The following is a 26,114-nucleotide window of genomic DNA, read 5'->3' as shown; positions in this document are numbered from 1 at the left end:
GCCAGTGAACGTATCGAAGTACATATCTAGTAAGATTGACGGGGCCGACTCCGGTTCTTTCACCTCGTCGGTGACAAAGATAGCCATCATCAGCATTGCCATGGGGCTAGCGGTGATGGTGGTATCGTTTGCCATTTTGGAAGGTTTCCGCAACGAGATTCAAAGCAAAATCTTCTCCTTCGGGGCCCACCTGCAGATTAGCAAGTACGATACCAATAACTCCTTGCAGGTTGCCCCCATTGCCACGCCCCAGCTGCTGCAGGAGCTGAAGAGCAACCCCCAGGTGAAATCCTTGCAGCCCTTTGCTCGCAAGGCAGCTATCATCAAAACCAAGGATGAAGTGCTGGGCGTAGTACTGAAGGGTATCGATGAAAAGTCGGGCCCCTCGCCTATGCGCCAGAACCTGGTAGCTGGTAAGTTTCTGACGTTCCCCGATTCGGCCAGCAATGATATCCTGCTCTCGCGCAAGGTAGCCGACAAGCTGCGCCTAAAACCCGGCGACGAAGCCCTGTTCTACTTTATTCAGAACCCGCCCCGGGTCCGTCGCTTTACGGTGAGCGGCATCTACCAGACTGGCCTAGACGAGTTTGACGAGGTGTACGTTATCGGCGACCTGCGCCAAGTGCAAGAGCTGTATTCCTGGCCCGATACGTTGGTGGGTGGGGTAGAAGTGGTCTTGAAGGATTTCAACCGTCTCGACCCCGTGGCGGATACGCTCTACGAGAACCTGCGCTACGACCTAAAGCTGGACAAGATTACGGACCAGTACGCCCAGCTCTTCGATTGGCTGCAGCTCCTAAACCGGAACGTAGTCATCTTCCTGATTCTGATCATTTTCGTGGCCACTTTCAATATGGTAGCCACCATTTTCATCATGATCTTGGAGCGCACTAACATGATTGGGGTGCTCAAGGCCATTGGCGCCACCGATAACCAGATCAGGAGCATGTTCTTCTTTCGGGGGCTGAGCCTAACGCTGCGAGGTATGCTGTATGGCAACCTTGTAGGCCTAGGATTTTGTGCTATCCAGTACTTTTTCCACCCTATTCCGCTCGACCCCGAAAACTACTATATGGACCGGGTACCCGTGTATTGGGACCCCTTCATAATTGTGGTGCTCAACGCCGCTACCTTCCTTACCTCTCTGCTGGCAGTGCTGATTCCTACCTACCTGATTTCTCGCATCAAGCCCGTTACAGCAATCAAATTTGATTAACCGTAGCTGCTGCGAGCTTTTAAGATTGCCCCTGCAAAAGCCCATGCCTTACAGCACTTGTAAGGTATGGGCTTTTTCTCTGCCTATTTGTTAACACTGAGGTAACATTGTGCCCAAGAACCACGGGTACTTTTGTACTTTCCATCCTTCAAATCCCCCATTCATCACCCTTCAATTTACTCCATGAAAAACAGCTACAGTTTCAGGCGTTTACTTTCGGTGCTGCTGGGCCTAGGCCTCAGCACGGGAGCTATGGCGCAGGTAACGCTCCAAAACAGCTCCTACACCGAAGACTTCGACGGTATTGGTGGTGGGCTGCCCGCTGGCTTTACTATTCGTACGGGCGCTTCGGCCACCGCCCCCGGCACCGAGGTAGCACTTACTACCACTAAAACACCCTGGGCGAACTTTACCGGCCGCTTTAGCAACTACGCTTCCGCTGACGGCCTGACGGCCACCGCAGACGAGGCAACGCAAAATGCTTCTACCGACCGTGCCCTTGGGGTACGACAGACAGGCAGCTACGGAGAACCCGGCGCTGCTTTTGTTTTTCAGGCCACTAACACCACTAAGCGGGCTGCCTTTTCACTAGCCTTCAAGCTGCAGTCGCTCGATAATACCTCGCCCCGCACCACCACGTGGCGGGTAGATTACGCCACGGGTGATGCGCCAACCAACTTCCAGACCATTGGTAGCGGCACCACCAGTGGCGGAAGTGCGTTTAGCAACACGCCCGTAACCGTAAACTTCGGCAACGCGCTCAACAACAAGAGCGAGAAAGTGTGGATTCGGATTGTAGCGCTGGCTAACTCTTCGGGTACCGGCAACCGCCCCACTACGGCCATCGACGACTTTGCCCTGACCTGGACGAACATATTGCCCACCGATCCGGCTATTACGGTGCCAAGTACGCCCCTCACGTTTGCCAGCCAACTCATCAACACGGCTTCGGCCTCGCAGAGCTATCAGCTGAGCGCGGTGAATTTGACCGGCGATGTAACTGTAAATGCACCGGCCAGCTTCACCGTTTCGAAGGATAACGCGGCTTTTGCTTCTACCATCTCCTTCACCCCAACTGAGCTGGCCGCGGCTAAGCAAGTGTATGTACGCTATACGCCCACAACGCTGGGAGTAGCTGCTGGCAACATTACCCACAACACTCCCGGTGGTATTGAGGAAACTGTAGCCGTATCGGGTAGCTCCTTCGACCCCAACAACTTAGTTTTCAACTTTGAAAACTGCGTAGGTGCTACAAACCTCTCGGAGGGCTGGACGCAGTTTAGCGTGACGGGGGCTCAAACCTGGGGCTGCACCACCTTCGGGCGCGATGCTGCCGATGCTACCGGTAAAGCTTCTAAAGGCAATGCGCTGCAAATGAATGGCTTCGCTACTACCAGCATTCTGAACGAAGACTGGTTGATTTCGCCGGCCCTGAATGCTTCTTCCTTTGCCTATCCGCTGCTCTCTTTCTACAGCCGCGTGGCTTTCTCGGGCGCTCCGTTACAGTTAAAAGTTTCCACTAACTACTCTGGTACCGGCAGCCCTAACGCCGCTGGGGTAACTTGGACCAACGTGGACGCCGCTTTCCCGGCAATCGGCTCCGATACTTGGACGCTTACGGACAACGTTGACCTGACGGCCTTTAAGTCGGCTACGCTTTACGTGGCCTTCGTATACAACTCCACCACCGATGAAGCCGCCCGCTGGACCCTGGATGATGTGCGGTTGCGCAACTCCAGCACGCCGCCTCCGCCATCCCTGGCCGCTAGCAACTCCACGCTGGCTTTCGGCTACCGCGCTCCGGGCTCTACCACTACCCAAACCCTAAACGTAACCCTGCGCGACCTAACGGGCCCAGCTACTATCACCTCTTCCAACCCGGTGTTCCAGGTATCGAAAGATGGTACGGCCTTCAGCAACTCCATCAGCTTTGATGCTACGGAGGCTAGCAGCACTCCCAAAACCATTACCGTTCGATACAGCCCCACGCAAACCAACACTTCTTACAACAGCACCCTGACGGTAGCTAGCACAGGAGTTACCTCGCTGACGATTGATGCTACCGGCAATACCTACAACGTGAATAACACGCTGGAAGTGGTAAGCTGGAACATTGAGTGGTTTGGCTCGGCGCAGGCAGGCCTAGGCCCCCAAGACAAAGCCCTGCAGCAGGAAAACGTGAAAACCATGCTCACCAACCTGAATGCCGACGTGTTTGCGCTGGCTGAGGTGGTAGATACTGTGCGGCTGGGTACGGTAGTGCGGCAGCTGGGCGGCTACCGCTACATGGTGTCGCCGGCGGCATCGGGCGGAAGCACCACCGCCAACAGCAACTATGCTACGGCACAGAAGCTGGTATTCGTGTATCGCACCAGCGTTATCAAGAACCCTACGTTCAAAGTGCTGCTGGAGTGCGAAAACCAAGCAACCAACTGCGCGGCGTATTCCGATTGGTCTTCGGGCCGCTACCCCTACGCCATGGAGGCTGACGTGGAAATGAACGGTACCACTAACCGCATGATGGTGGTGCTCATTCATGCCAAAGCCAACACCAACCCCGTAGTTGACTCGTACAACCGCCGGGCCGCGGCCGCCACTTCTTTGAAGGCCAAGCTCGACGCCGACTATCCAACCACCAAGTTTGTAATTGTAGGTGACTTCAACGACGACCTCGACGAAACCATTACCGCTGGTACGCCAACTTCGGCTTCTTCGTACAAGGTAATTCTGGATGATGCCACCAACTATCAGGCCTTGACTCTGCCCCTGAGCTTGGCCAAAAAGAAGTCGACGGTAGGCTACAACGACGTGATTGACCACGCAGTGGCTTCCAACGAGCTGGTGACGAACTACCTGGCGGGCTCAGCCGAAATTCAGACTGGCCTAGCCGCTCAGATTCCGAACTACGCCAACACCACCTCCGACCACTACCCCGTGCAAACGCGCTACGTGTTCGGCACTGTGACCAGCACCAAGCCAGTGCGCCTGGCTCAGCAACTGACCATCAGCCCGAACCCTGCCCACAACACGCTCAGCGTGCAGCTGCCCACCCAGGTAGGGGAGTTGACCCTGAGCGTTACCGCTACCGATGGCCACGTGGTATTCACTGGCACCGGCCGCGCCGAGCAGCTCAGCCAGCAGCTCAGCCAGAAAGTAGGCGGCTTGAAAGCGGGTCTGTATATGGTACAGGCTACCAGCGCCCAGCAGACGTACTTCGGTCGTTTTGTGAAGCAATAAGCTTACCTAACCAGCCTAAGCAAAAGGCCCCGCACAACTGTGCGGGGCCTTTTTTATGAGCACTTAGTCTGTATAACAGGCCTAAGCAAGTGCTTAGCTCAGGCTAGGCCAGGTGCCGGAGTGGCCTAGAGCCACTGGCTCTGAAGTATCAGGTTGGGGTCTGGGCAGAGGGCAGCCCACTTCTCGCGCTCGGCTGGCAGTGCTACACCGGGGAAGTCACCCTCTAGGCCTAGCATGTCACTGATAACCTGAAAATGCAGGTGAGGGGGCCAGTCGCCATTTTCGGGGGCGGGGCCCACTTCAGTAAACACCTCGCCTTTTTCAACGGCCATGCCGGGGCGCAATAGCAAGGTTTCGCGGCGGGTGAGGTGGCCGTAGAGCGTATAGAAAACCGTGTCCTCGAGTTGGTGCTGCAGAATAACGGTAGGGCCATAGTCGCCGAAGTTATCATTGTCTTGCACGCTGTGCACTACGGCATCTAGCGGAGCCATAACGGGCGTACCGGCCCGAAGCCATACATCTACACCCAAGTGCAGGGAGCGAGAGGGAGCAGCGGTATCGGGTGTGCTAAACAAGTTGCTGCGCCGGTAAATAACGCGGTTTTCGAGGTAGCCGCCCACGCCAATGTGAGCATTCTTTGCTTCTAAGAGGCGGGCCACCAGGGCTTCAAATGCTGGCGTGTCGCGCAGGTCAGCATCCTGGAGTAAGGGGTTGGTAGCCGAGAAATCTAGGCGGGCTACATCGGGGGCATTGAGGTCAACGGGCAGCACGGCCGCAAATTCGTGCTGATGGGTTTCCAGAAGTTGAGCTAGCATAGGGAAGTTAAGAAGGGAGACAAGGGCAGGAGTGGCTTAGGGAATAAGCATCCGGAGCCACTCTTCCAACGCAAGATTTTATACTCCGTTGGAGAGGGGCGCAAGCTAAGCCATCCGCTACAGAATCCCGTACTTTGCAAGCCCGGCCAACTCTAGGCCACTTTGGTTGTTATTCAATTCCTCATTTCCCGATTTCCAGTACCCCGCACCGCCCTATGAGCAGTCAGTATCTAACGCTCAACGTAGTCGAGCTTACCCAGGAGACCTCCGACGCCGTTACCATTCACTTTGAACGCCCTGACCGCCAGACTGTACCTAGCGAGCCTGGCCAGTTTCTGACGTTAATTCTGCCCTGCGGACCGGGTGGAAAAAAGGAGCGCCGCGCCTATTCGTTGTGCAGCACCCCCGGTGAGGCGCCGCGCTTAGCCGTTACGGTAAAGCGGGTGCCGGGCGGACTCATGAGTAACTATTTGCTCGACACGGTGCGCGTAGGCCAGCAGATGGAAGTGATGGCCCCCATTGGTAACTTCACTCTAACTCCTGCGCCTAACTCGGCGCGCTCATTTGTGCTGGTGGGAGCCGGTTCCGGCATTACCCCCCTTATGAGCATGCTGAAGGCCGTGCTGCGGGAAGAGCCGAAAAGTCATGTTCTGCTGATTTATGGCAACCGCAACGAGGAATCGGTAATTTTCCGGGAGCAGTTGCGCCAGCTTGAGCAGCAATATTCTAACCGGTTGCAGGTTGAGCACGTGTATAGCCAGCCCACCGGGCCGATGGCTGGCCACCAGCACACGGGGCGCCTAAACCGCACTATGCTCCTGCGTATTCTCGAGCAGCGCCACCAGTTTCCGGCTGAGCAGGCGGAGTATTATCTGTGCGGCCCCGAAGGCTTGATGACCGAAGCCAAGGCGGCCCTGGAGCTGCTTGGAGTACCGGCTGGCCGCATCCGGCGCGAAAGTTTTGTGGCCGCTGCCGATACGGCCGAAGCTACGGCTACTCAGCCCAACGGCCACGGCGACGTATCGACGGCCGAAGATGATGGAAAAATCGTAACTCGTATAGTCACCATCAACTACGAAGGGTCGGAATATCAGATTGAAGTAGCACCGAACCAAACCATCTTGGAAGCTGCCCTAGATCTGGATATTGACCTGCCCTACTCCTGTCAGGCGGGCTTATGCACGGCGTGCCGGGGCAAGTGCCTCTCGGGTAAAGTACACTTGGATGAGCGCGAAGGTCTGTCGGATCGGGAGATCAGCCAAGGCTACATACTCACTTGCGTAGGCCACCCCTTGACGAGCGACGTAGTCATCGAAATTGATTAGGAAGAAGTCGGCCTTCTTCGCCTGATTTTTTCAACCCGCACCGTGGGTTTTCGCGTACAGAACCTTTCTATGATACCAACTTCCGCCACTACTGCTGCCGACTTGGCTACCGATACGCAGCGTCCGCCCCGGCAGTACCTGCCCGAGTCGTTTGCCGTGACCGACTGGGCCGCAATTGAACCGTATTTTATTGAGTTGCGCGACCGAGCTATTGGGTCGGGGCAGGAGCTGGAGCGCTGGCTGCTGAACCGCTCCGAGCTAGAGTCAGTGCTGAGTGAGGACTTGGCTTGGCGCTACATTCGCATGACCTGCGACACGCAGGAGCAGGCGCGAGCTGAGGCCTTTCATTACTTCGTAAGTGAGATTGAGCCGCACGTGGCGCCTTACGACCACGCTCTCAATGAGAAACTGATTGCCTCGCCCTACCTGCCCGATCTCGACCCGGCTCAATACCGGGTGTTCATTCGCTCGGTACGGCAAGCGTTGGACATCTACAGGGCCGAGAACATTCCGCTCAAAACGGAAACCAGCACCAAGCAGCAACAGTACGCCGCCACGGTAGGTGCCATGACGGTTACCCTGGATGGCGAAGAGATTACGCTGCCTCGTGCTGCTGACCGCCTGAAGAGCCCCGACCGGGCCGTGCGGGAAGAGGCTTGGCGCGCCATTCAGGCGCGGCGGCTGCAAGACGCCAAACCGCTTGATGCCCTCTTTACGGAGCTTATCGGCTTGCGTCATCAAATGGCGCTGAATGCCGGCTTCCCAAACTTCCGCGACTATATGTTCGCGGCGCTAGGCCGGTTCGACTATACGCCGCAAGACTGCTTCGATTTTCATCAGGCCATTCGGGAAACTGTAGTGCCCCTGATTGACGATCTTGACCTGGAGCGCCGTCAAGACCTGAACCTGCCGGAGCTCCGGCCCTGGGACTTGGATGTGGACGTATCAGGAAAGGCTCCGCTACGACCCTTCGAAACGGGAGCCGAGCTACTGGAGAAAACCATTACGGTCTTCCAAAACCTCGACCCTTTCTTAGGTGACTGCCTGCGCACCATGCGCCAAATGGGCCACCTCGACCTGGAATCGCGCAAGGGCAAGGCGCCGGGCGGCTACAACTACCCCCTCGATGAAACCGGCGTGCCGTTCATTTTCATGAATGCAACCAGCTCCCTGCGTGATGTGGTGACCATGCTGCACGAAGGAGGCCACGCTGTGCACAGCTTCCTGACGCGCCGCTTGCCACTTTCTGCCGACAAGCACCCACCATCTGAAGTAGCTGAGCTGGCTTCGATGAGCATGGAGCTGATGAGCATGGACCAGTGGGACGTGTTCTTCACTGACCCCGATGAGTTGCGCCGAGCCAAGAAAAACCATTTGGAAAGTGTGCTGGAAACCTTCCCCTGGGTGGCTACCATCGACAAGTTTCAGCACTGGGTGTACGAGCACCCGCAGCACACCGAGGAGGAGCGCCACCAGCGCTGGACGGAGATTTTCGATGAGTTCAACCAGCGCACTGTTAGCTGGAAGGGCCTAGAGAACTTCAAGCCGTATCTCTGGCAGAAGCAGCTTCACCTCTACGAAGTGCCCTTCTATTACATTGAGTACGCCATGGCTCAGCTAGGGGCCATTGCCGTATGGCGCAACTACCGCCAAAACCCGCAGGAGGGTCTTGAGGCCTACAAACGAGCATTGGCGCTGGGTTACACAGCCCCAATTGGCGAAATCTATGCCGCCGCCGGGATTCGCTTCGACTTCTCAACTAACTACCTGCGTACGCTAGCCGACTTTGTGCACGACGAAATGACGCGCCTCTAGGCCAAGTGGCACCAAGCAGTCTATAAAGCAAAAGGCGACCGGGTTACCGGTCGCCTTTTCTTATAACGTAGCAATTGCGTTAAATAAGGACAGCTGAATAGGGATGAATGAAAGGAGTAGAATTGTGGAGTTCTATAGGCATGAGCAGCAAGTGGGGCAGAAGGTTGTATACCTCTAAAATAAATTTGCTACTACTTGATTATCAGAGTGAAAAAATAACTCCAACGCAAACGCGCTGGAGTTATAACTAAGGGCTACTAGGCCTGTGCTATTGCAAGGTGAACAGAGGAAGAGGTTTCAACTTGCTGTATTGGCCACCTAGCTGGCTCAGCTCAGTAGGGTGCACCTGCAAGTAATTGTTGAGGCGAGTAGCAGCCTGATCGTAGCGCACCCGGAACCCCACCAGTTCGGCGTCGGCATCCTGAATTTTAGTGGTGAGAATCTTGATGGCGTCCGCCGGCTCCCGGTCGGTGGGTAGCGCTATACGGTACACAATCTGCAGCACCGAATCCTGAGCTGTGTCGTAGGCGTCAATCCGCGCCGACTCGGCCATAGTTTGCTGATTGTAGCGGATGGTTTTGAGTCGAGCCGTGGCACGCTGCAACCCTTCCAACTGGGCGGGGTCGGTGCCCGGCTGACTTTTCAGGGCCGTCAGTACTTGCTGAGTATTACGCAGTTTGTCGTCGTCGCTGGCTACCATTTCCGACCAGCGGGCCTGCACTGAGTCGCGCAGAATATTGACTTGGGTTTTAACAGCTTCCTTCGAGGCTGGGTCAATTGCTTTGGGCCTCCGGTTACAGCTAGTGGTTGCTACTGCTAGTACTACCAGAAGCCAAATAATATTCTTCATATACGGGGAAATAAGATGCGGCAAGATGCCAACGAAAATCTTGGGAAAAACAATCAATAAATCAAACGACCAGAATTCAGGTCTGAACTGAAAGCCTAGCAGCGGGCAGGCGTAAACCAGAACGACGGCCTAACAGTTAAGAAGCCTAAAGCGGAGAGGCAAAACTGACTGGCCAGACTTGCCTAGGCTACGTAGTACCGGCCTACCAAGCTGCCGTTGTACCTTTGCTGCCCGCCGGGTGGCCTACAGCTTGCCCACCGGAATCCGCACCCCACGCCTTAGTTTTACAGCATGAGTGATATCACCCCTCTCGATAAAGTCGGTGAGTTCGGCCTGATTCGTCGAATTCAGAATACAGTTACCCTCCACCAACCCAGCACCGTCCTCGGCATCGGCGACGACGCCGCTATTCTGGCGCCCCCCGCCGGGCACGAAGTCGTCATCAGTACTGACCTGCTGGTAGAAGGCGTGCACTTCGACCTTACGTTCTGCCCACTCAAGCATTTGGGCTACAAAGCTGTGGCCGTGAATGTGTCTGACATTGCCGCTATGAATGCGCTGCCTACGCAAATCGTGGTAGCACTAAGCATAGGAGCCCGGTTTTCGGTGGAAGCGGTAGAGGAATTGTACGAGGGCATGCGCTTGGCCTGCGAGGCGTATAACGTAGACCTAGTAGGTGGCGACACCACCGCCAGCCGCGGGGGGCTTACTATCGGCATCACGGCCCTAGGCCAAGTAGAAGCTGGTAAAGCTGTGCGCCGCAGCGGAGCCCAGAACAACGACCTGATTTGCGTAACCGGTGACCTGGGTGGCGCTTTCTTGGGTCTGCAAGTACTGGAGCGCGAAAAGCAAGCTTGGCAAGCCGACCCCGAAACCCAGCCGGAGCTGGCCAAGTACCCCTACGTACTGCAGCGCCAGCTTCGCCCCGAGGCCCGCATGGATGTAGTGCACGAGTTGCGCGACCTGGGCGTAGTGCCCACCAGCATGATTGACGTGTCGGATGGGCTGGCCTCGGAGGTGCTGCACCTCTGCCAGGCCAGCGGTACTGGGGCCCGCATCTTCTCCGAGAACCTGCCCATTGCCAACCCTACCCTCGAAGTAGCAGAGGAGTTTAACCTCGACCCCATCATGTGCATGCTCAACGGGGGCGAGGATTACGAACTGCTCTTCACGGTGCCTCTCACTGCTCACGACAAAATCAAAAACCACCCCGATATCACCATCATCGGGCATATGGTAGACAAGAGCGAAGGTGCCAACCTGATTACGAAAGCCGGGCAGCCCGTACCCCTCCGCGCCCAAGGCTTTCAGCATTTCTAATCACGGGTGTAACCGGCTGTTTCGGATTGCACGGACTTCTTTAGACAACAAAAAGGCTTGCCGAAAGGCAAGCCTTTTTGTTAATGCTATCTGTGGGTAAACGCCCACTGGCACTCAGAGTTATCCGACCGTATGCGTGAGTTAGTCTTCGGGGTAGGGGATGTACACGAAGTTGGTAAACTCCTCATCTAGCACGAAAAGGCAGCAGTATTCGTCGGCGTCGCGGTAGGTATTCTGAAACGCTTCAATGCCTTCCTGGCCCACAATGCCTTGCTGCACGAATAGCTCTAGGTAACTGGCGAAAACGTGCCATTCCAGGTTTGCCTCGTCGGCGTTGATCAGTAGGCCACCCAGCGGAACCTCTTGGCGGGCAAAGACGAAAATGGGGTACTTGGAAATATCTCGCTTGCGAATCTGGGAGGAGGCCTCGCTCAGCGTATCGGAAACGGCCGCAAAGTCCTTGGTGATGGTACCGAGGTATTTACCGTTCAGTTCAGGGTCGTTGGTGTAGTCCATGAGAATGCAGGGTTAAGAAGCGTGCTGGACGCGCTGGGTGCGGGGTGTGAGCCGGTCGGATAGTTTACGGCCCAGGCGGATGGCCGGCCGCTCCACCAACATGTTAAATACCGTTGCGGTGAGCAACGTGGCTCCAACTGTTAGTGCCAGCATGCCCCAGAAAGATTGCACTGGGGTAGTAAGATGGGTAGTGAGTTTATCCCAATGGTCCATTACGTAGGCCACAAAAAGCCAGTGTACCAGATACACGCTGTAGGAAATGCGGCCCAGAAACAGCAGCGGTTTAGTGGTCAGCCAGCTCTGCACCCGCGGCCGATTAATGATGAAGGCCAGAATTAGGGCGGAGGCTAGGCCAGTAAAGTGAAACAAATCAAGCCGGAAGATGCCAAGCCAGTAGTTCACATTCTCGCCCAACGGATAGATGCGCGAAATGTGCCGAATAGAAAACAGCGCAAATACCCCGATGTACAGGAAATACCGGTACCGATACCACGAGGCTTGCCGCATGTCGTAGGCCTCAATTTGCCGGAAAAAATACGCCAGCAGCATCCCTAGGCAAAAGTGCTGAATACCCCAGAAAATCAGACCCGAGCCGATGAAGAGCACCGCCAGCATAAAGCCCACGAACAGCTGCCGGCTACGGCGCAGAAGCAAGGCCAAAAACGGTACGAACAGCGAGGCCGCCATTTCTACTTCCAGCGTCCAACCTGGGCCATAGATATCATGCTTGCCACGCACCAATAAGGCTTCCTCAAACCAGTGGTAGGTGTTTTTAACAAACTCAACTACCAGTTGGCGCAGTGGGTCGTGGCGGTGCCCATAGAAGTAGTACACAGCCAGAGCCGCCAGAAAGGGCACGTACAACCGCATCACTCGGTTGATGACGTAAGGCCGGTAGTGCGCACCATCAATGGCCAGCGACTCATCGGGGTGGAAGTACTTCCAGGAAAGCACTAGGCCACTCAGTACGAAGAACAGAGATACCGCGTCGCTGCCGTTGAAGAGAATGGCGCCCAGCTTAAACTCCATTGTCTCGGCCCAGCGCCACCCCGTAAAATGATAGATAACCACCGCAAAAGCGGCCAGCCCGCGGACACTATCGAGGTACTCAATTCTGCGCATAAAGCAAGATGGGTAAAAGCCGGGCGAGATAGGTTGACTTAATAAAGACCACCGTTCAGTTCAGGGTTGCCAGTGAGATGCACATTATTGAGCTTATCCTGTAAGTCTTCTAAGCAATAGATGAGTACCATCGAGACCTAGAACAACTGCCCTGGTTTGCCTATGCTCATCATCAATAAGGCTTATTTCAATGCCTCTTGACCAATCTTGAAATACATCTTTAACGATTAAAGCTGCACAAAGCCTTTCAAAAGTTACGGCCGCTGGAGATGTATTCGAAAGCCATTCTCCCTCCATATACCACATATCAGTAACTGGATTCGCAAAGCTTCCAACAGCTTGTGAATTCCAGAAGATGGAGAATGCGCTTACCATAGGTATATGTTCTAAACTTACTTCAGCTCCAACAGCACCACGTTCTCCACGTGGTGGGTGTGCGGGAACATATCTACAGGCTGCACTTTCACTACCCGGTAGGCCTCATCCAGCAGTTCTAAGTCGCGGGCTTGGGTGCCGGGGTTGCAGCTTACGTACACGATGCGCGGAGCGCGCATTTCCAGCAGACGGGCTATTACGTCGGGGTGCATGCCGGCGCGGGGCGGGTCGGTGATAATGACGTCGGGGCGGCCGTGCTTCTCGATGAACTCGGCGTTGAGCACGTCCTTCATGTCGCCGGCGTAGAACTCCGTGTTCGTGGTGCCGTTGATTTCGGAGTTAACGTAGGCATCCTTTACTGCCGATTCTACATACTCGACGCCCACCACGTGCTTGGCCTGCCGGGCCACGAAGTTAGCAATGGTGCCAGCGCCCGTGTAGAGGTCATAAACCAGTTCTGAGCCGGTCAGCTGGGCAAACTCGCGCGTAATTTTATAGAGGTTGTAAGCCCCTTCGGAGTTGGTTTGGTAGAACGACTTGGGCCCCACCCGGAACCGCAGGCCTTCCATCTCCTCATGAATGTAGGGCTCTCCTTTGTAGCACACCACCTCCAGGTCATGGAAGGTTTCGTTGCCCTTGTCGTTGAGCACGTAGTTGAGCGACGTGATCTGCGGGAACCGCTCGTAGATGTAATCCAGCAGCGGAAACAGCGCATCGTGGGCGTAGTAGCATTGCAGGATCACCATCAGGTCGCCACTATTAGCCGTTCGGATGATGAGGTTGCGCAGGAAGCCCTCCTGAGTTACTAGGTTGTTGAAGGGTAGGTCGTGCTCCAGGGCATAGTCCCGAATGGCCAGGCGAATCTGGTTGCTGGGGTCGGGCTGCAGCCAGCAGTGGTTGATGTCCAGAATCTTATCAAAACGGGCAGGGGTGTGGAAGCCCAGCACACGCCGCTCGTAGTTGTGGCCGCTAGCAATCTGCTCATTCGTGAGCCAGCCGTTGTGGCTGAAGGTGTACTCGAGCTTATTGCGGTAGTAGGTCTGGTCGGGCGAGGCCTGAATTGGAAGGATTTCGGGCAGGGCCACTTTGCCAATGCGCTGCAGCGTATCGGCTACTTGCTGATGCTTGAACTTAAGTTGGGTTTCGTAGGCTAGGTGCTGCCACTTGCAGCCGCCGCAGGTACCAAAATGCTCGCAGAACGGGGTTACGCGCAGGTCAGAGTACTTATGAAACTTGGTAGGCACGGCCTCCAGAAAGTTCTTCTTGGCCTTCGTCACGCGCAGGTCTACTACGTCGCCGGGCGCTACCTGGGTCACGAAGATGACCAGATTTTCGCGGCGCACCAGGCATTTACCCTCGGCCACCATGTCGGTGATTTCAACTTCGCGGAGCAGCTCCGCCGGAATGTTTTTTACTGATTTCCTCACAAGCGCAAAGGTAATCACGGATTCAGACGGATTCTCCTGAGTTGCCCTGATTTGTATCTGTTGCTGGTGGGTGGCTAGGCCAGGTGGCAGAACTAGCGAACGGCTTGTAATGGTGTAGAAGCTGGAATAAACACCAGGACATCAAATTCTCGCCGCAGATCGTGGCGCAGGAAAGGCGTGGCGGGAGCCGCGTGGCCAACGTCGCGCAGCAGCAGGTTCTGATACAGCCACTGGGTGCTAGGTGAAAGAGGTGGGGTCCGCAGATCGAGGTAGGAGAGAGGCAGCTTGGCGGTTTGGAAATAGTGCTCGTAGCTGCCCAGGGCAGGCGCAGGAGCTTGTGCAACGGCAAATTTCCCGCCTAGGCCATCATCCGTCCGGAAGCTACCGATGCCGAAGGCCGTGCCAAGCGTCACGAACTCCGGTCCGTACGTGGCCCGCAATAGTTGGCCCGTGGTACCCGTGGCGGCCACCACATTGTTATGAGCCAGGAGTAGCAGCTTACTGCCCGGCTGCTGGCTTCGGCACCAGTAAATGTTTTCGGCTAAGCTGGCGGCGCGGTAGGCTTGGGCTAAGTCAGGGTCGAGAGTGAGGAAGGTGGTATATTGCTCCAGTTCCTGTATTAACTGGCGCAGGAGGGTAGCATCGCCCAGCGTCAGCTCCGAGCCGGCCCGCAGGCGGTTATGTTCCTCAACGCTGTAGCGAATATTACGGAGTGTGTTCTGGATGGCCACCAGGCGCGGTTCTGTGGTGCTGGGAGCGGTGAATGGGTTCAGGCGGATACCCGCCGTGGGCAGTTCCCGCAGTTGCGCAGTCAGCTGATCTAGTTGGGTCTGCAGCTCTACCCAACGCGGGGGCAGCAACTGCCGCAATCCGGCTATTGCCTCGGTTGGGTGCTGGCATTCCAGGCCCCACACCTGCACTTTGTTGGTAGCCCGCTCATTGAAGGTTCGCAGCCACTGCACTAAGGCCAGCGTCTCGGCCGAGTTGTACGTGCCCAACTGGCCTAGGAGCTGGCGTGGGTCGCCTTGGCCGGTTTGCAAATACGCGTTCAGGGCTAGGCAAGCGCCCATATCTGCTTCCAGCGCCAACGCCCTGACGCCCCGTTGCTCAACTAAGTAGCGTGCAAGCCGGTGCCGCAGCTGAGCTACTTCTCGCGAGCCATACGTTACTTCACCCAGCGCAATTAGTTGGGCTTTGCTTGTAAGCGCCCCAAAAGCAGCCAGATCTTTTCCGTCTCCGCCATCGGTCACCACAGTGCGCAGCGGCAACGCGGCCTGCCGCAACCAAGCCAGTTCAGCTGCAGTAGGCGCCGCAATAGCAGCGGGGTCGGCGGGCGGGACGTAGGGCTTGCCATCAACGAGTAGACGCATATCATCTACCCACAGCTCGCCGGAGTTGCCCAAGCGCATTCCTATTGCTACCTGCGTAAAGTAGTCGTTCCAGGTGATAGGGAGTGACACACTAAACGGCTGCCAGTCTGCAGCAGAAGCTAAGGTAAGCGGCAATTCCCGTAGGCCACTCCGCGCACCTCGGCGCCTGCTACTGCTATTATCTTCGTTTAGCAGAGTGTAGTAAACAGAAGCGGCCGGGGAAGTTGCTCCGCGTATATATCCCTGTACCACCAGCGTTTTGCCGCGCAACGTAGTATCAACCGGTACCTGGCCTAAGTAGGCGAAGGGGGCTGCCGAACCCGCGCTAGGGCGTAGGCGCAGGCTCCGCCGACCCCGATGTGCCGGTACTGTTGAATCGGGCTGAGCTAGGTAGCGCGGGTCGGGTAACAGTGGCCTAGGCCTCTCAAAATCCCAGTTTGGGCGCCGGGCAGCGGCGCTCAGCACCAGGGGTTCCGTTCCCGGTAGCAACTGATCGTGGTAGCGCTGCCCCTTGTCCCATTCCACCTGAATATCATCAAGCCATACCTTGCCCTGGCCCGCGAATCGGAGGCCAAACAGCAGGCTTGTAGCGGCACTGGGTACCGGCAGCTGTATCTGCACCCGGTGCCAGCCAGCAGTATTAGGCGGCGCCGGAGTGTTAAAGTTGTCGTTACTAGCCAGATTTTCTCTCGCCCGTTCGGTTTGGGCATGCGCGTAGAGAAATGCTTTACCACTATACCCCTCGGTGCGCATGCGGGCACTGATGGTCACCGTGTGGCCTCGCATAGAATCGACGGGGGCAATACTGGTGTAGAGGGCACCGCTCACGGGTTCGTCGAGCCGGCTGGCATCTAGCAGCAGGCTGCCGCGCCCACTAGCGGCATTGGTCAGCGTATCTACTCTCAACAGTTGAGATTCTTGAGTACCCGAGCCTTGGTAGCGGCTAACCCATAGCAGCAACGGCTGATGCCGGTTGGCTTCTGGTTCAAAGTTTAAGTTGAGGCGTGCCTGCGCCAGCGCAGAAAAGGGTAGCAGAGCTATAACCAGTAGATACAGACGCATAAAGTAACTAGTTGATAATAAAGACAACGGGCGCCACCAGCCTAAGCCGAACGGCGCCCGTTAGGAGGATATTGCGGCTCCTACTTGGCTATTTCAAACCAGCCCTTGAAGGTAGTGCCATCCTGAAGCTTAAACAGATAATAGTACATGCCGGCGCCCTGCTCTAGGCCACCATACGTGTTGCGGTAGTTGACCGCAGAATACACCTCCTTGCCCCAGCGGTTGAAGATGGTGAGGGTATTGTTCGGATACAGCGCCACGTTATCGATGGTCAGTACATCGTTTTTGCCGTCGCCGTTCGGGGTGATGATGTTATAGAAGGCCAGCGGATTGTTGAAGTTCACGCAGGCATCATTCGAGTTGGAAATGCGGGCCGTGCCATCTGTGCTGATAGCCTGCACTCGGAAGCACTGATTGAACCCGACACTACTCGTGGGCAGCGCGAGTTGCAGAGTGCCAGCCGGTACAGTTCCCACCAACTCGGCCGCGCCGTTGTCTGCCACCCGCAGCACGCGGTATTCTTTCACGGAGAAACCCTGGTAGGCCGTCCAGGTAACCTGGGCCTGGCCTACGTTGCGGCCACCGGTGCTTTGGGTGGCAGTGGCTTTGGTCAGGATGGTAGTGTGTTCCTGGCTGTTGAGCACCGTGCCGCACGCATTTACCAACTCAATCCGGTACTGGTAGGCTTTGGCATCAGCATCCACGGCGTTGTCGATAAACGTGGTGGCGCTATTAGCTGCGTTGCCCACAGTGGCATAGGCCCCGGTGCTTCCCGCGTCGCGGCGTAGAATCTGCACTCGGTTACTGTTGCCGGTGTTGTTTGGGACAACCAGCGCCAACGTAATCTTACGGTCATCACCCACTTCTACGGATGCTGTGTTTAATGCCACCGAAGCGTTATCGGGCCGAATGGTGAGCGTGGCGGCGCAGCTGGCGCTGGTAGTTTCCGTCACGGAAAGCGTGGCGTTGGTGCTGCCGGCCGGAATGTCAACCCGTACGGCGTTGGTGCCCTGCCCGCTGGTAATAGTCCCGCCCGTGATGGTCCAATTGTATGCACCGCCTATTACCGCAGTAGCCGCGTAGGCCAGTCCGGTGCGCACCTCGGGGCAGTAGCTGGCCGGACCAGTAATGGCCAGAGGGGGCACTACCAAGAAGGTTTTGGTGTACGGCTGGCCTACGCACCCATTCGCATTCGTTTCCCGAATGGTAAGGGTATAGGGCGTGGTGCTGGCGGCAGGAACGGGCAGGGTAATGGAGTTGCCGGTGCCTGTAACTGAGGCCCCATTCAACGTAAACGCATAGGTAGAGGTAGCGGCCCCTGGGAGCGAGAAGCTAATGTTGCCACTACCCGCGCAAATGCGGCTCGGGCCCGCAACGGCCAAATTGGCAGCCGGTGAGGGCAGTACGTTCACGTAGAGCGTATCGCTCTGCCCAAAGCAGCGGCCCCCAGCAGGATTGCTCGACTCGGTAACCACTAGTTTCACTAGGCCAGTGCGGGTCCAGTTCACCTGCACCGAGGCTTGGCTGGTGCTTACCTGAGTACCGCCAATGATTTGCCAGGCATAGGTTGAGCCGGTGGTGTAGGTGGTTTGGTATGTGAAAGGCCCATCGGAGAGGCACACCTGGAGCGGACCGGTGGGCTTTTGGGTGGCTAGTTGCTGATTTACGCGCACTGGTAGCGTTACAGTGTCAGAAGAACAGCCCAGGGCATTCAACCGAAACGCCTTCACGGAGCCAGTGGTAGTGGCAGCGCCCCAGTTAACTACGATGGCGTTGGTGCCTTGCCCACTGTCAATAGTCCCGCCCGTCACGAGCCACTGATACGCCGTGGCGCGCGGATTTTTGATGGCGTAGGCCACTCCCTGAATAGTAGGGCACACCGAAACACTCCCCTGAATACTATCCGCCGCCGGGCGTGGGTTCACAGTCACTGTCACGGTGCTGGTGGCGGGGCAGCTTTGTGGGGCATTGGCCGTGAGTACGAAGGTCAGCGTTACAGGAGCCTGCGTAGAATTAGTGGCCGTAAGCACTGGTTGCGCAACTGTCGTACTGCTGAGGCCCGGGGCTGAAGTCCACTGATATGTATACCCGGCCAGAGCCGGTGTACCCAGCGTTATGCGCTGCCCATCGCAGAGCGTCACATTGGGCCCCGCATTCACCACTGCGGGCTGATTTACGGTAACACGCACAGTACCAGTAGCAGTGCAGCCCGAGGCGGTAGTTGCCGTAAGTGTAAACGTGTAGGCCTGTCCGGCAGCCGCCGTAGTAGGGATAGTAAAGACAGGCTGGGCAACCGTAGTGCTGCTGAGGCCTAGCGCCGGGCTCCACTGGTAGGTATAGCCGGAAAGCGCCGCGGTTCCCAACGTAACTGTCTCACCTGGGCAAGCCGCTTGGTTGATGCCCGCATTGGCAACGGCAGCAGGGCTTACTGTAACAGTGGTCTGGCGCGAAGTGGTGCACACTCCGTCGGTGGTGGTTACGGTGTAGGTGGTAGTCTGGGCAGGCGAAACGGTGATGCTCGGTCCGGTAAGCGTTTGGCCGCCGCCCGTCCAGGTATACGTGGTGCCTCCCGTGGCCGTGAGGGTTGTGCTACTACCCGGGCATATACTCACGCTGGCAGATACCGCCAAGGCACCAGCAGGTCGTACATCAATGGTGCGCACCACCGAGTCAGTAGCGCAACCGAAGGCCGAAACTCCGCGCAAAACCACCCGGCCAGCTCCACTACTGCCCCATAGTACCTGCACCGAGTTGCCAGTATTAGTACCCTGAATAGTGCCCCCGCTTACCGTCCAGCGGTAGCTGCTGGCCTGTGGGCCCGCCGCCGTGTAAGTTTGTGCCTGACTACGGTCACATATTACCGTCTCCCCTGTGATGCTGGTAGGCCCAGCCGCTTTCGTGACGTAAATCTGAAAGATATCGGCTACGCTCTTGGCCCCGCAGGCTACATCGGTGGCCGTTACCACCACATCATACGGAGTCGACCGGGCATCTCCGCAACGAGTGTTATAGACAAACTGCGTATTCACGCGCCCTCCTGCGCCCTGAATAGTGGCGCTGCCCGTAGGGTTGCCCGGCACAACCGTTCCCTGGTTGCCTCCCAGCGCAGCATCATAGCCCCCCGCGCCATCGAGCAGCACACTATTCGCTTTCAGATTGATAGGGTTACCATCAGGGTCGGTGGCCGCCAGCGTGAAGTTTACGGGCTGACCTTCCTCCACCGTGTAGACGTGCGTAGTTTGCGAGGCCGTCGTAAACGATGGGGCATTATTGGGTGGGCAGGTCCTGACCACTAGCTGGATTTCTCGGCGGGTAGAGCCAATTAGTACCTCCGTACCATTGATAGTACGGTACTCTTTTACTTCCACTGCCACCACGTAGGCCCCCAGCCGCGGAACTGCGTAACGGCTTAGCCCATTACTGGCGTTGAGGTAGGCATAGCTGCCCGGCCCAGGCCCAAAAGGGTTGGTCTGGCTGTAGCCGGTAGTGTAGGGCACGGTGGGTGGGTTACCTTGAAAAAATGTGGGTAGCACAGCTCCGCCGCCGGCCTGGGTACCCCCGTAAGGACGGCTAAACGAATAAATGAGCCGGTCGCCATCTGGGTCAACGGCATTATTTACCAGAACAGTGGTGTCGCCCTGGCAGATGACGGCAACGGCCGTATCGGAGAACGTAGGAGACGAGTTAGGCAGCAGGGGCGGAGCCATTTCTACATAAATCTGCTGTGCATATTGGCCCGAGTTGAACAGATTGGTAATTCCCACGTTACGGTTACCGTCGCTATAGACGGCGTAATAGCCATCAAACGACACCGGAAGGTTTACCGTGGTTTCGTAGCGGCACAGGCGCACTAGCAGCGACTGAGGAGTTGAGGTAGTACAGCCCCCAGGTTGCGCCGGCGTAATGATGCTACCGGTTATCAGGGGCAAGGTGACACGCGAAATCAAATTGCCATTCTGCGACTTATTGTAGAAGCCTACATCAATTGATTGGCGTCCGTTTGGCACCTGCGAGGTTGCAGGGTCGGCATTCACGTAAATAAGCACGGTCACCCGATACCGAAAAGGCGCGCTGCTAGGCCCTCTTGCATCCAGATATCGGTAGCTCATTTCCCCGCCTAGCAGGTGAGTCGCTGCCGCTGGTAACGCTCCCATAAGTAAGCAGAACACTACCATAAGGCAGCTACGGAGTAAAGCTGTTCGCATAGAAAAGGGAAAATCGAAGTGAAGGACAAGCCGAGCTGCCTGCTGATTGTATTTGGGTTAGGAGAGGCCTAGAAATGCCGGGAAAGCCCTGGTTGCTTACTTTCGAACCAGCCGCCGCACGGCCGTATGCCCATTAGGGCCTTGCAGACGAAGCAGATAAATGCCTGCCGGGAGGCTTTGCACATCAAGAGACGCATCCTGTGTGGCCTGCAATCGTACGGTTGTTTCCAGTACCCGAGCCCCAAGCAGGGTTTCTACTTGCACGGTGTACTGCCCGGCCGCTGCTACATCCAGCAGGCGAATATGCGCTTGGTCGGCACTCACGGGGTTAGGGAACACCTCTAGGCCAGTCAGCTCTTGTGCGTTGGTGGTGGCTGTTACAGGAGCCGTTATTGCCACGCTGTAGTCTTCGGTTTCAGAGTTAGCCTGACTCAATACGCAGGCGTTAGCCTGATTAACATTCAAGCGGGCCACGACGCGCATGCGGGTGATACCAACCAGAGCAGCTTGATTAGGAATATAAAATGTAACCGAAGAAGGGTTGACGCCAACAGTGCCCACCACTAGCTCATTCGTCGCGAAAAACCCATCCTGGTTCCAGTCGATCCAGATGGTGGTATACCGCTGCGCAGTAGTGTTGCACGAAACGCTAAGGGTGAACGTTTGACCAAGCTTCATGGGCAGGCGCTGGCCTACATAGTTGCCATACCCGTTGGCGTCGGCGCCAGAAGTGTTGCTGAAGAGGTTACCGCTGGAGTTGCTCAGCACAACACTCGTAATCCAGAAGTTTTGGTTTTGCCCGGTGGAGGAGCAGTACTGCTGGCAGGGCTGCTGCACAAGCACGTAGTCGGCTACGCTTTTGGTTTGGGTGCCGAAGGCATTCGTGGCCGTCAGAGATACAGTAAAACTGCCAGCGGTAGCATACGTGTGGCTAGGGTTCTGCGAGGTGCTAATCGTGCCATCGCCAAAATTCCACAGCCAGCTCACGGGCGCGTTCTGGCTCTGATCTGTGAATTGCACGGTGTTCTGGCAAGTGCCAGCCACATAATTAGAGGTAAAATCGGGGGTGGGGGCGCTGGTGTTTGCCTGCAGCGTGATGGTATAGTCTTCGGCTTGCCCGTACTGTATGCCTGCGCAAGCTGTGAACGGCGAGCCTACGTAGTCGGAAATTACCCGCAGCCGCAGGGGGCGGTTTAATGCCGTAGTGCTGGGAATGAGGACGGTGCCACTTGGGTTAATAGTGTTCAGAGCTTGGTAAAGCAGCTCTGATGCGGCAAAAACGCCGTCATTGTTCAGGTCCAGCCACACCCGGGTGTCTTGGGCCGAGGTTGGATTGGTGGCAATGCTGATGGGGTAGCGGTTGCCCACGGTGAGCGTGGCCTTATTGGCGCAGGTAAAATCTTCGTATCCGGCCTGGCCGGTAGCCGAGGCCTTTGTGAGGGGGCCTAGGGTGAATTGCGTAATTCCGTAGTTGCAGCAGTAGGCCTGGGTCTGCGGAGAGCAGGCCGCCGCTACGGGCACCGCGCTGTCGAAAGTAATGTAGTTGGTGCGGGTTCGGGTGTTGCTGCCGTTGCCATTAGTAGCTGTCAGCGCTACGGTGTAGGTGCCGCCAGTAGCATAGGTATGGCTGGGGTTCTGCAAGGAGCTGGTCGTGCCGTCGCCAAAATTCCACAACCAACTCACGGGCGCGTTCTGGCTCTGATCTGTGAATTGCACGGTGCCAGAGCAGGTCTGTACGGGGGCGGCCACAAATTCAGCAACAGGTGCCAGCGCGCTTGTGCTTGCTAGTACGGAGTAGTCTTCCGTCTGCGAGTACTGGGGCGTTGAGCAAGGCGTTGGGATGGGGGAGTTAGCATAATCGGCGGCTATGCGCAGACGTAAGCGGACCCCCGTAACGGTGCCGAGCGGAAGCCGAATGCTGCCCGTATGGGTGCGAAGTGCGTTAGAACTGAAAACCAGTTCCGTTGTGGCGTTGAATGCTCCATCATTGTTGAGGTCTGCCCAGACACGCACATTTTCATCAGCATTAGGGTTGGTTTTAATGCTAATCGGAACATCAGTGCCAACTACTAACGAGGCCGTTTGGGTGCAGGAATAGTCCTTGTATCCATCGGTGCTACCCGCCGTGGTAATAGTGGTGCCCGCCAGGGTAACAGTGTAGATACCCATGGCAAATGTCGCGTTGGCTACAGGTGCGGCGCCCGGTGTGCAAGCGCTGGCGGCGGGGGGGCACTGCGCGGTTGCGCTACGAGAAGTCAGAGCCGTGAGGAGAAAAAAAAGGGGTAGCCAGCGGCTTACTATGCCCCAGTGAGCACGTAGAGGTTGGGTCATAGAAAGGCGGTAGAGTTGCTGAATACAGGTGAATTGAATGTGGAGGTAAGCTTGTGCAAAATACAATCTTCTCGCGCTTCAATTCAATGTATAGAGTAGTTCTTTTGCGCAGTATAGTTGATAGACCAGCAAGGCTTCTGGCCCGACGTACTGCGGATATTTACCGTAGTTTTGCTCCTCCATTGGCTGCCATATGCGCAGCATTGCTTCCCTCATGAAAAATAAAGTAATCCTTATCACGGGTGGTACTTCGGGTATCGGCCGGGCCACAGCCTTGGCCTTCGGTCGAACTGGCGCCCACGTAGTTGTGACCGGCCGCGACGAAGCTCGCCTGCAGGAAACGGCCCAGGAGCTGGCACGCCTCAACATCAGTTACCGCACCGTGCGCGCCGATGTTGGTGTGCAGGCCGATGCCCAACGCGCCGTGGAAGAAACTGTAGCGGCCTTTGGCCGCTTAGATGTACTCATCAACAACGCTGGCATCAGCATGCGGGCACTTTTCCGGGACGCTGACTTGGAAGTAATTGAGCGCTTAATGCAAACCAACTTCTTTGGTACCGTTTATACTACCAAGTTTGCCTTGCCGCATATCACCAAAGCAAAAGGTTCTATCGTGGGCATCAGTAGTATTGCAGGGTACCGAGGCTTGCCAGGCCGCACCGGGTACTCTGCTTCAAAATTTGCCATGCATGGCTTTCTGGAAGCACTTCGCACAGAGTTGCTGCCGCAGGGAGTACACGTGCTGTTAGCGTGCCCAGGCTTCACAGCGTCGAATATCCGTAACACGGCCCTCGCGGCCGATGGCTCGCAGCAGGGCGAATCTCCGCGCGACGAGCAGAAAATGATGAGCAGCGAAGAAGTAGCTGGCTATTTAGTAGATGCCGTTCAGCATCGCCGCCGCGACTTAGTGCTTACCAGCCAGGGTAAGCTAACGGTGTTCCTGAATAAATGGCTGCCAGGCCTCACTGATAAGCTCGTCCTCAATCATTTTCGCAAGGAAGAGCCCGACTTCACGCTGTAAGTCTGGCACAGTCAGGCTAGGCCACTGCACGAAACCGGTACACAACTAACAGCCCCCACCGAATAAGCCTAGGCCTATTCGGTGGGGGCTGCTTCTTTACTGAACGAGCAGTAGATCTGGCCTGCGGATGTACGCGTCTTGGCCTTGCCACTTCACGCGGTACCAAATATCCTGCTGGCCCTGCACTTCAAACCGGTCGCCGGCCGCGGCAGTAGTGAGCCAGGCTGCTCCTGCTGAAGGCCCTGCCATAAGCGCTGCGTGGGTCCGCGCAACCAACCCTACCCGGGCCGGAGCGAGCAAATTAAGGAAAACGGTAACCCCCAATAGGTACACGCCATACATCGACCACCATACTCTGTTGGCAGTTTTCCGGCGCACGAGCAGAAGCGTGCCGGCCACCACTGCCACAACCAAGAGCACCTGAAGAAGCCGGTTGTAATACCGCTGAAACGTAATGGCTAGGCTCTGACGCCACGTGTCTGGGTAGCCGGTAAGGCGGTTAGCTTGTGCCAATGCCACCATTTTTCGCCACGTGTCATGCCGTGGATACCCGGCATGTGCGACACTTAGGTAATACAGCGCGGCCGGGTAATGGCCTAGACTTTCCTGCACGTAGGCCATTCGCAACAACTGTCGGGTCGATTGTTGCTCTTGTTGTTCCCGAACCAAGCGGTATTGCTTGTATGCCGGGGTTACCTGGCCCGCCTCGAACAAAGAATCTGCTTTTTTTAAGGCATGATTAACCGGTTGGGCCTGAATGTATTGACTGCAGATCACCCAAAAAAAGGCCAAAAAGCAGAAAAAAATAGCGCGTGTTTTTTGCAAAACGTTTGGAGTATATAGAGTAGCCCACTACTTTTGTGCCACAATCAGCGAAAAACGTTCGCCATTGCAAAGAAAACGATTCTGTAGCTCAGCTGGTAGAGCAATACACTTTTAATGTATGGGTCCTGGGTTCGAATCCCAGCGGAATCACTTCAAAAGCCTCTAACATGCGTTAGAGGCTTTTTTTATTTTCTACTCCTGTGGTTTCCCTCGCATATAGCGTCATGCAAGCTGTGGAAGTCAAACTATGCTAATATTGTAATATCGAAAAGCAGGAGCTAGGCCTCTAGCATTCGCGAAATACCGGTATATATGGCAGCCAACGGGTATTGTTCGGCTTGTACTGGCGAGGGGGAGTAAGTACCTTAGGATATAAGTCCGGTAGAAGGTTACGTGGCTGGGCCTGATTTCAATGTTGTTTCCATGCCTTTCCTGACGAGTGCCCTGTACTTTGAGAATGCAGTAGGGAAATTGTACGAACAGGCTGACAAGTATGCCTACGTACAATATAAACCCGGCAAACGCGCATTGCCAGATTTACAGGTTTTCCTCACCCAGTTGGCTCAGTTGCTACAGCGGCGCGCCTGGTATAAGATGCTGACCGATCAGCGGCAGATGGCGCAATTCACGCAAGAGGAGCGGCTGTGGATTCGGGACACGTGGCTAACTGGTCCCCAAGCCGTAAGCCACAAAGTGCTGGCCGCTGTTCTGCTTCCCGAAGATGTATTCGCGCGCTTATCGATGAAGTTGGTAATGAATGAAACTCAAGAGGGCATGCTTGTTTATCATATCTTCGGCAATGAGCAAGAAGCGGCCACGTGGCTGCGTCGGATATAAGCAAAGTGCGTAGTGTGCACAAGGCCATTGTGTGAATCCGTACAGTAGCGCATGAGAGGTTTGCGAAGCGGTAGTGTGCAGCGGAAATACTAAAGCGAAAATTTTTTCAAATTTTTCGCATTGCCCTACTTTCTGTTTTTGAGCTTTTTAAGGTCTGAAATGCGCTGCTGAGTGGGCGGCTCCTCCGTAAAATGTGCAGCAGGGCTTGCAGAAGCCGATTTGACCTTCTACTTTTGCCATCCCTTCCACGGAGAACACCGCCGGACAAAGGGAAATGATTCTGTAGCTCAGCTGGTAGAGCAATACACTTTTAATGTATGGGTCCTGGGTTCGAATCCCAGCGGAATCACTAAAAACCCTCACTGCAACTCGTAGTGAGGGTTTTTTATTTCCTCTGGCACAAGCAGCAATCTACTAGCCTACATGAACAGGCTGCGTGGTGAAG

At 56.0% G+C, this 26,114-nt stretch carries 16 protein-coding genes and 2 tRNA genes; 9 read left to right on the top strand and 9 right to left on the bottom strand.

Annotated elements, in window-relative coordinates:
• The first annotated feature begins 4 nt into the window (after positions 1–4).
• Positions 5–1,216 (top strand): ABC transporter permease, encoded by a 1,212-nt coding sequence (locus EU556_RS16115; RefSeq protein ID WP_135435168.1) that lies wholly within the window; start codon positions 5–7, stop codon positions 1,214–1,216.
• A gap of 183 nt (positions 1,217–1,399) precedes the next feature.
• Positions 1,400–4,453, top strand: a complete 3,054-nt coding sequence (locus EU556_RS16110) for a T9SS-dependent choice-of-anchor J family protein (protein ID WP_135435167.1) — start codon at positions 1,400–1,402, stop codon at positions 4,451–4,453.
• A gap of 125 nt (positions 4,454–4,578) precedes the next feature.
• Here the strand turns inward: EU556_RS16110 and EU556_RS16105 are convergent, their stop codons facing one another.
• A complete protein-coding gene (locus tag EU556_RS16105) occupies positions 4,579–5,268 on the bottom strand; it encodes a peptidoglycan DD-metalloendopeptidase family protein (protein WP_135435166.1) in 690 nt (229 codons plus the stop codon).
• Positions 5,269–5,483: 215 nt separating this feature from the next.
• On the opposite strand from EU556_RS16105, the gene EU556_RS16100 reads away from it, so the two are divergent.
• Together EU556_RS16100 and EU556_RS16095 are read left to right on the top strand one after the other, a co-directional pair.
• Positions 5,484–6,593: a ferredoxin--NADP reductase gene (locus EU556_RS16100; RefSeq protein WP_135435165.1), complete on the top strand. Its 1,110-nt coding sequence runs from the start codon at positions 5,484–5,486 to the stop codon at positions 6,591–6,593.
• 69 nt (positions 6,594–6,662) lie between these two features.
• Positions 6,663–8,408: a M3 family oligoendopeptidase gene (locus tag EU556_RS16095; RefSeq protein WP_135435164.1), complete on the top strand. Its 1,746-nt coding sequence runs from the start codon at positions 6,663–6,665 to the stop codon at positions 8,406–8,408.
• A 268-nt stretch (positions 8,409–8,676) separates the two neighbouring features.
• On the opposite strand, the gene EU556_RS16090 is transcribed toward EU556_RS16095, so the two are convergent.
• Positions 8,677–9,258, bottom strand: coding sequence for a hypothetical protein (locus EU556_RS16090; protein WP_135435163.1), 582 nt, complete (start codon positions 9,256–9,258; stop codon positions 8,677–8,679).
• 291 nt (positions 9,259–9,549) lie between these two features.
• Between EU556_RS16090 and thiL the strand changes: the two genes are divergently transcribed.
• Positions 9,550–10,578, top strand: coding sequence for a thiamine-phosphate kinase (gene thiL / locus EU556_RS16085; RefSeq protein WP_135435162.1), 1,029 nt, complete (start codon positions 9,550–9,552; stop codon positions 10,576–10,578).
• A 141-nt stretch (positions 10,579–10,719) separates the two neighbouring features.
• Here the strand turns inward: thiL and EU556_RS16080 are convergent, their stop codons facing one another.
• The 6 genes from EU556_RS16080 to EU556_RS26765 all read right to left on the bottom strand — a co-directional run bounded on the left by EU556_RS16080 (position 10,720) and on the right by EU556_RS26765 (position 22,824).
• Positions 10,720–11,094, bottom strand: coding sequence for a hypothetical protein (locus EU556_RS16080; RefSeq protein ID WP_135435161.1), 375 nt, complete (start codon positions 11,092–11,094; stop codon positions 10,720–10,722).
• A gap of 12 nt (positions 11,095–11,106) precedes the next feature.
• Positions 11,107–12,216, bottom strand: coding sequence for an acyltransferase family protein (locus EU556_RS16075; RefSeq protein ID WP_135435160.1), 1,110 nt, complete (start codon positions 12,214–12,216; stop codon positions 11,107–11,109).
• A gap of 392 nt (positions 12,217–12,608) precedes the next feature.
• Positions 12,609–14,018 carry a 23S rRNA (uracil(1939)-C(5))-methyltransferase RlmD gene (gene rlmD / locus EU556_RS16070; RefSeq protein WP_245327715.1) on the bottom strand — a complete coding sequence of 470 codons (1,410 nt, stop codon included), beginning with the start codon at positions 14,016–14,018 and terminating at the stop codon, positions 12,609–12,611.
• A gap of 92 nt (positions 14,019–14,110) precedes the next feature.
• Positions 14,111–16,450, bottom strand: coding sequence for an erythromycin esterase family protein (locus EU556_RS16065; protein ID WP_135435159.1), 2,340 nt, complete (start codon positions 16,448–16,450; stop codon positions 14,111–14,113).
• 80 nt (positions 16,451–16,530) lie between these two features.
• Positions 16,531–20,559 carry a T9SS type B sorting domain-containing protein gene (locus tag EU556_RS16060; RefSeq protein ID WP_167855604.1) on the bottom strand — a complete coding sequence of 1,343 codons (4,029 nt, stop codon included), beginning with the start codon at positions 20,557–20,559 and terminating at the stop codon, positions 16,531–16,533.
• A gap of 192 nt (positions 20,560–20,751) precedes the next feature.
• Entirely contained in the window at positions 20,752–22,824 is a 2,073-nt protein-coding gene (locus EU556_RS26765; RefSeq protein WP_167855603.1) for a GEVED domain-containing protein, read from the bottom strand.
• A gap of 376 nt (positions 22,825–23,200) precedes the next feature.
• Between EU556_RS26765 and EU556_RS16050 the strand changes: the two genes are divergently transcribed.
• Positions 23,201–24,007 (top strand): SDR family oxidoreductase, encoded by an 807-nt coding sequence (locus EU556_RS16050; protein WP_135435156.1) that lies wholly within the window; start codon positions 23,201–23,203, stop codon positions 24,005–24,007.
• 96 nt (positions 24,008–24,103) lie between these two features.
• On the opposite strand, the gene EU556_RS16045 is transcribed toward EU556_RS16050, so the two are convergent.
• Positions 24,104–24,799 carry an SH3 domain-containing protein gene (locus EU556_RS16045; RefSeq protein ID WP_135435155.1) on the bottom strand — a complete coding sequence of 232 codons (696 nt, stop codon included), beginning with the start codon at positions 24,797–24,799 and terminating at the stop codon, positions 24,104–24,106.
• Positions 24,800–24,909: 110 nt separating this feature from the next.
• Here EU556_RS16045 and EU556_RS16040 point away from each other — a divergent pair.
• The 3 genes from EU556_RS16040 (at position 24,910) to EU556_RS16030 (ending at position 26,018) form a co-directional block, all read left to right on the top strand.
• Positions 24,910–24,982, top strand: a tRNA-Lys gene (locus EU556_RS16040).
• A 273-nt stretch (positions 24,983–25,255) separates the two neighbouring features.
• Complete coding sequence (locus EU556_RS16035; RefSeq protein ID WP_135435154.1) at positions 25,256–25,669, top strand: hypothetical protein; 414 nt, start codon at positions 25,256–25,258, stop codon at positions 25,667–25,669.
• A gap of 276 nt (positions 25,670–25,945) precedes the next feature.
• Positions 25,946–26,018 (top strand) — tRNA-Lys (locus EU556_RS16030).
• Positions 26,019–26,114: the final 96 nt, after the last annotated feature.

The sequence above is a fragment of the Hymenobacter fodinae genome, assembly GCF_004745825.1.
Taxonomy (GTDB): domain Bacteria; phylum Bacteroidota; class Bacteroidia; order Cytophagales; family Hymenobacteraceae; genus Hymenobacter; species Hymenobacter fodinae.
Note: the sequence above shows the minus strand (reverse complement) of the source record. Positions and strands in the feature narration are given on the sequence as shown.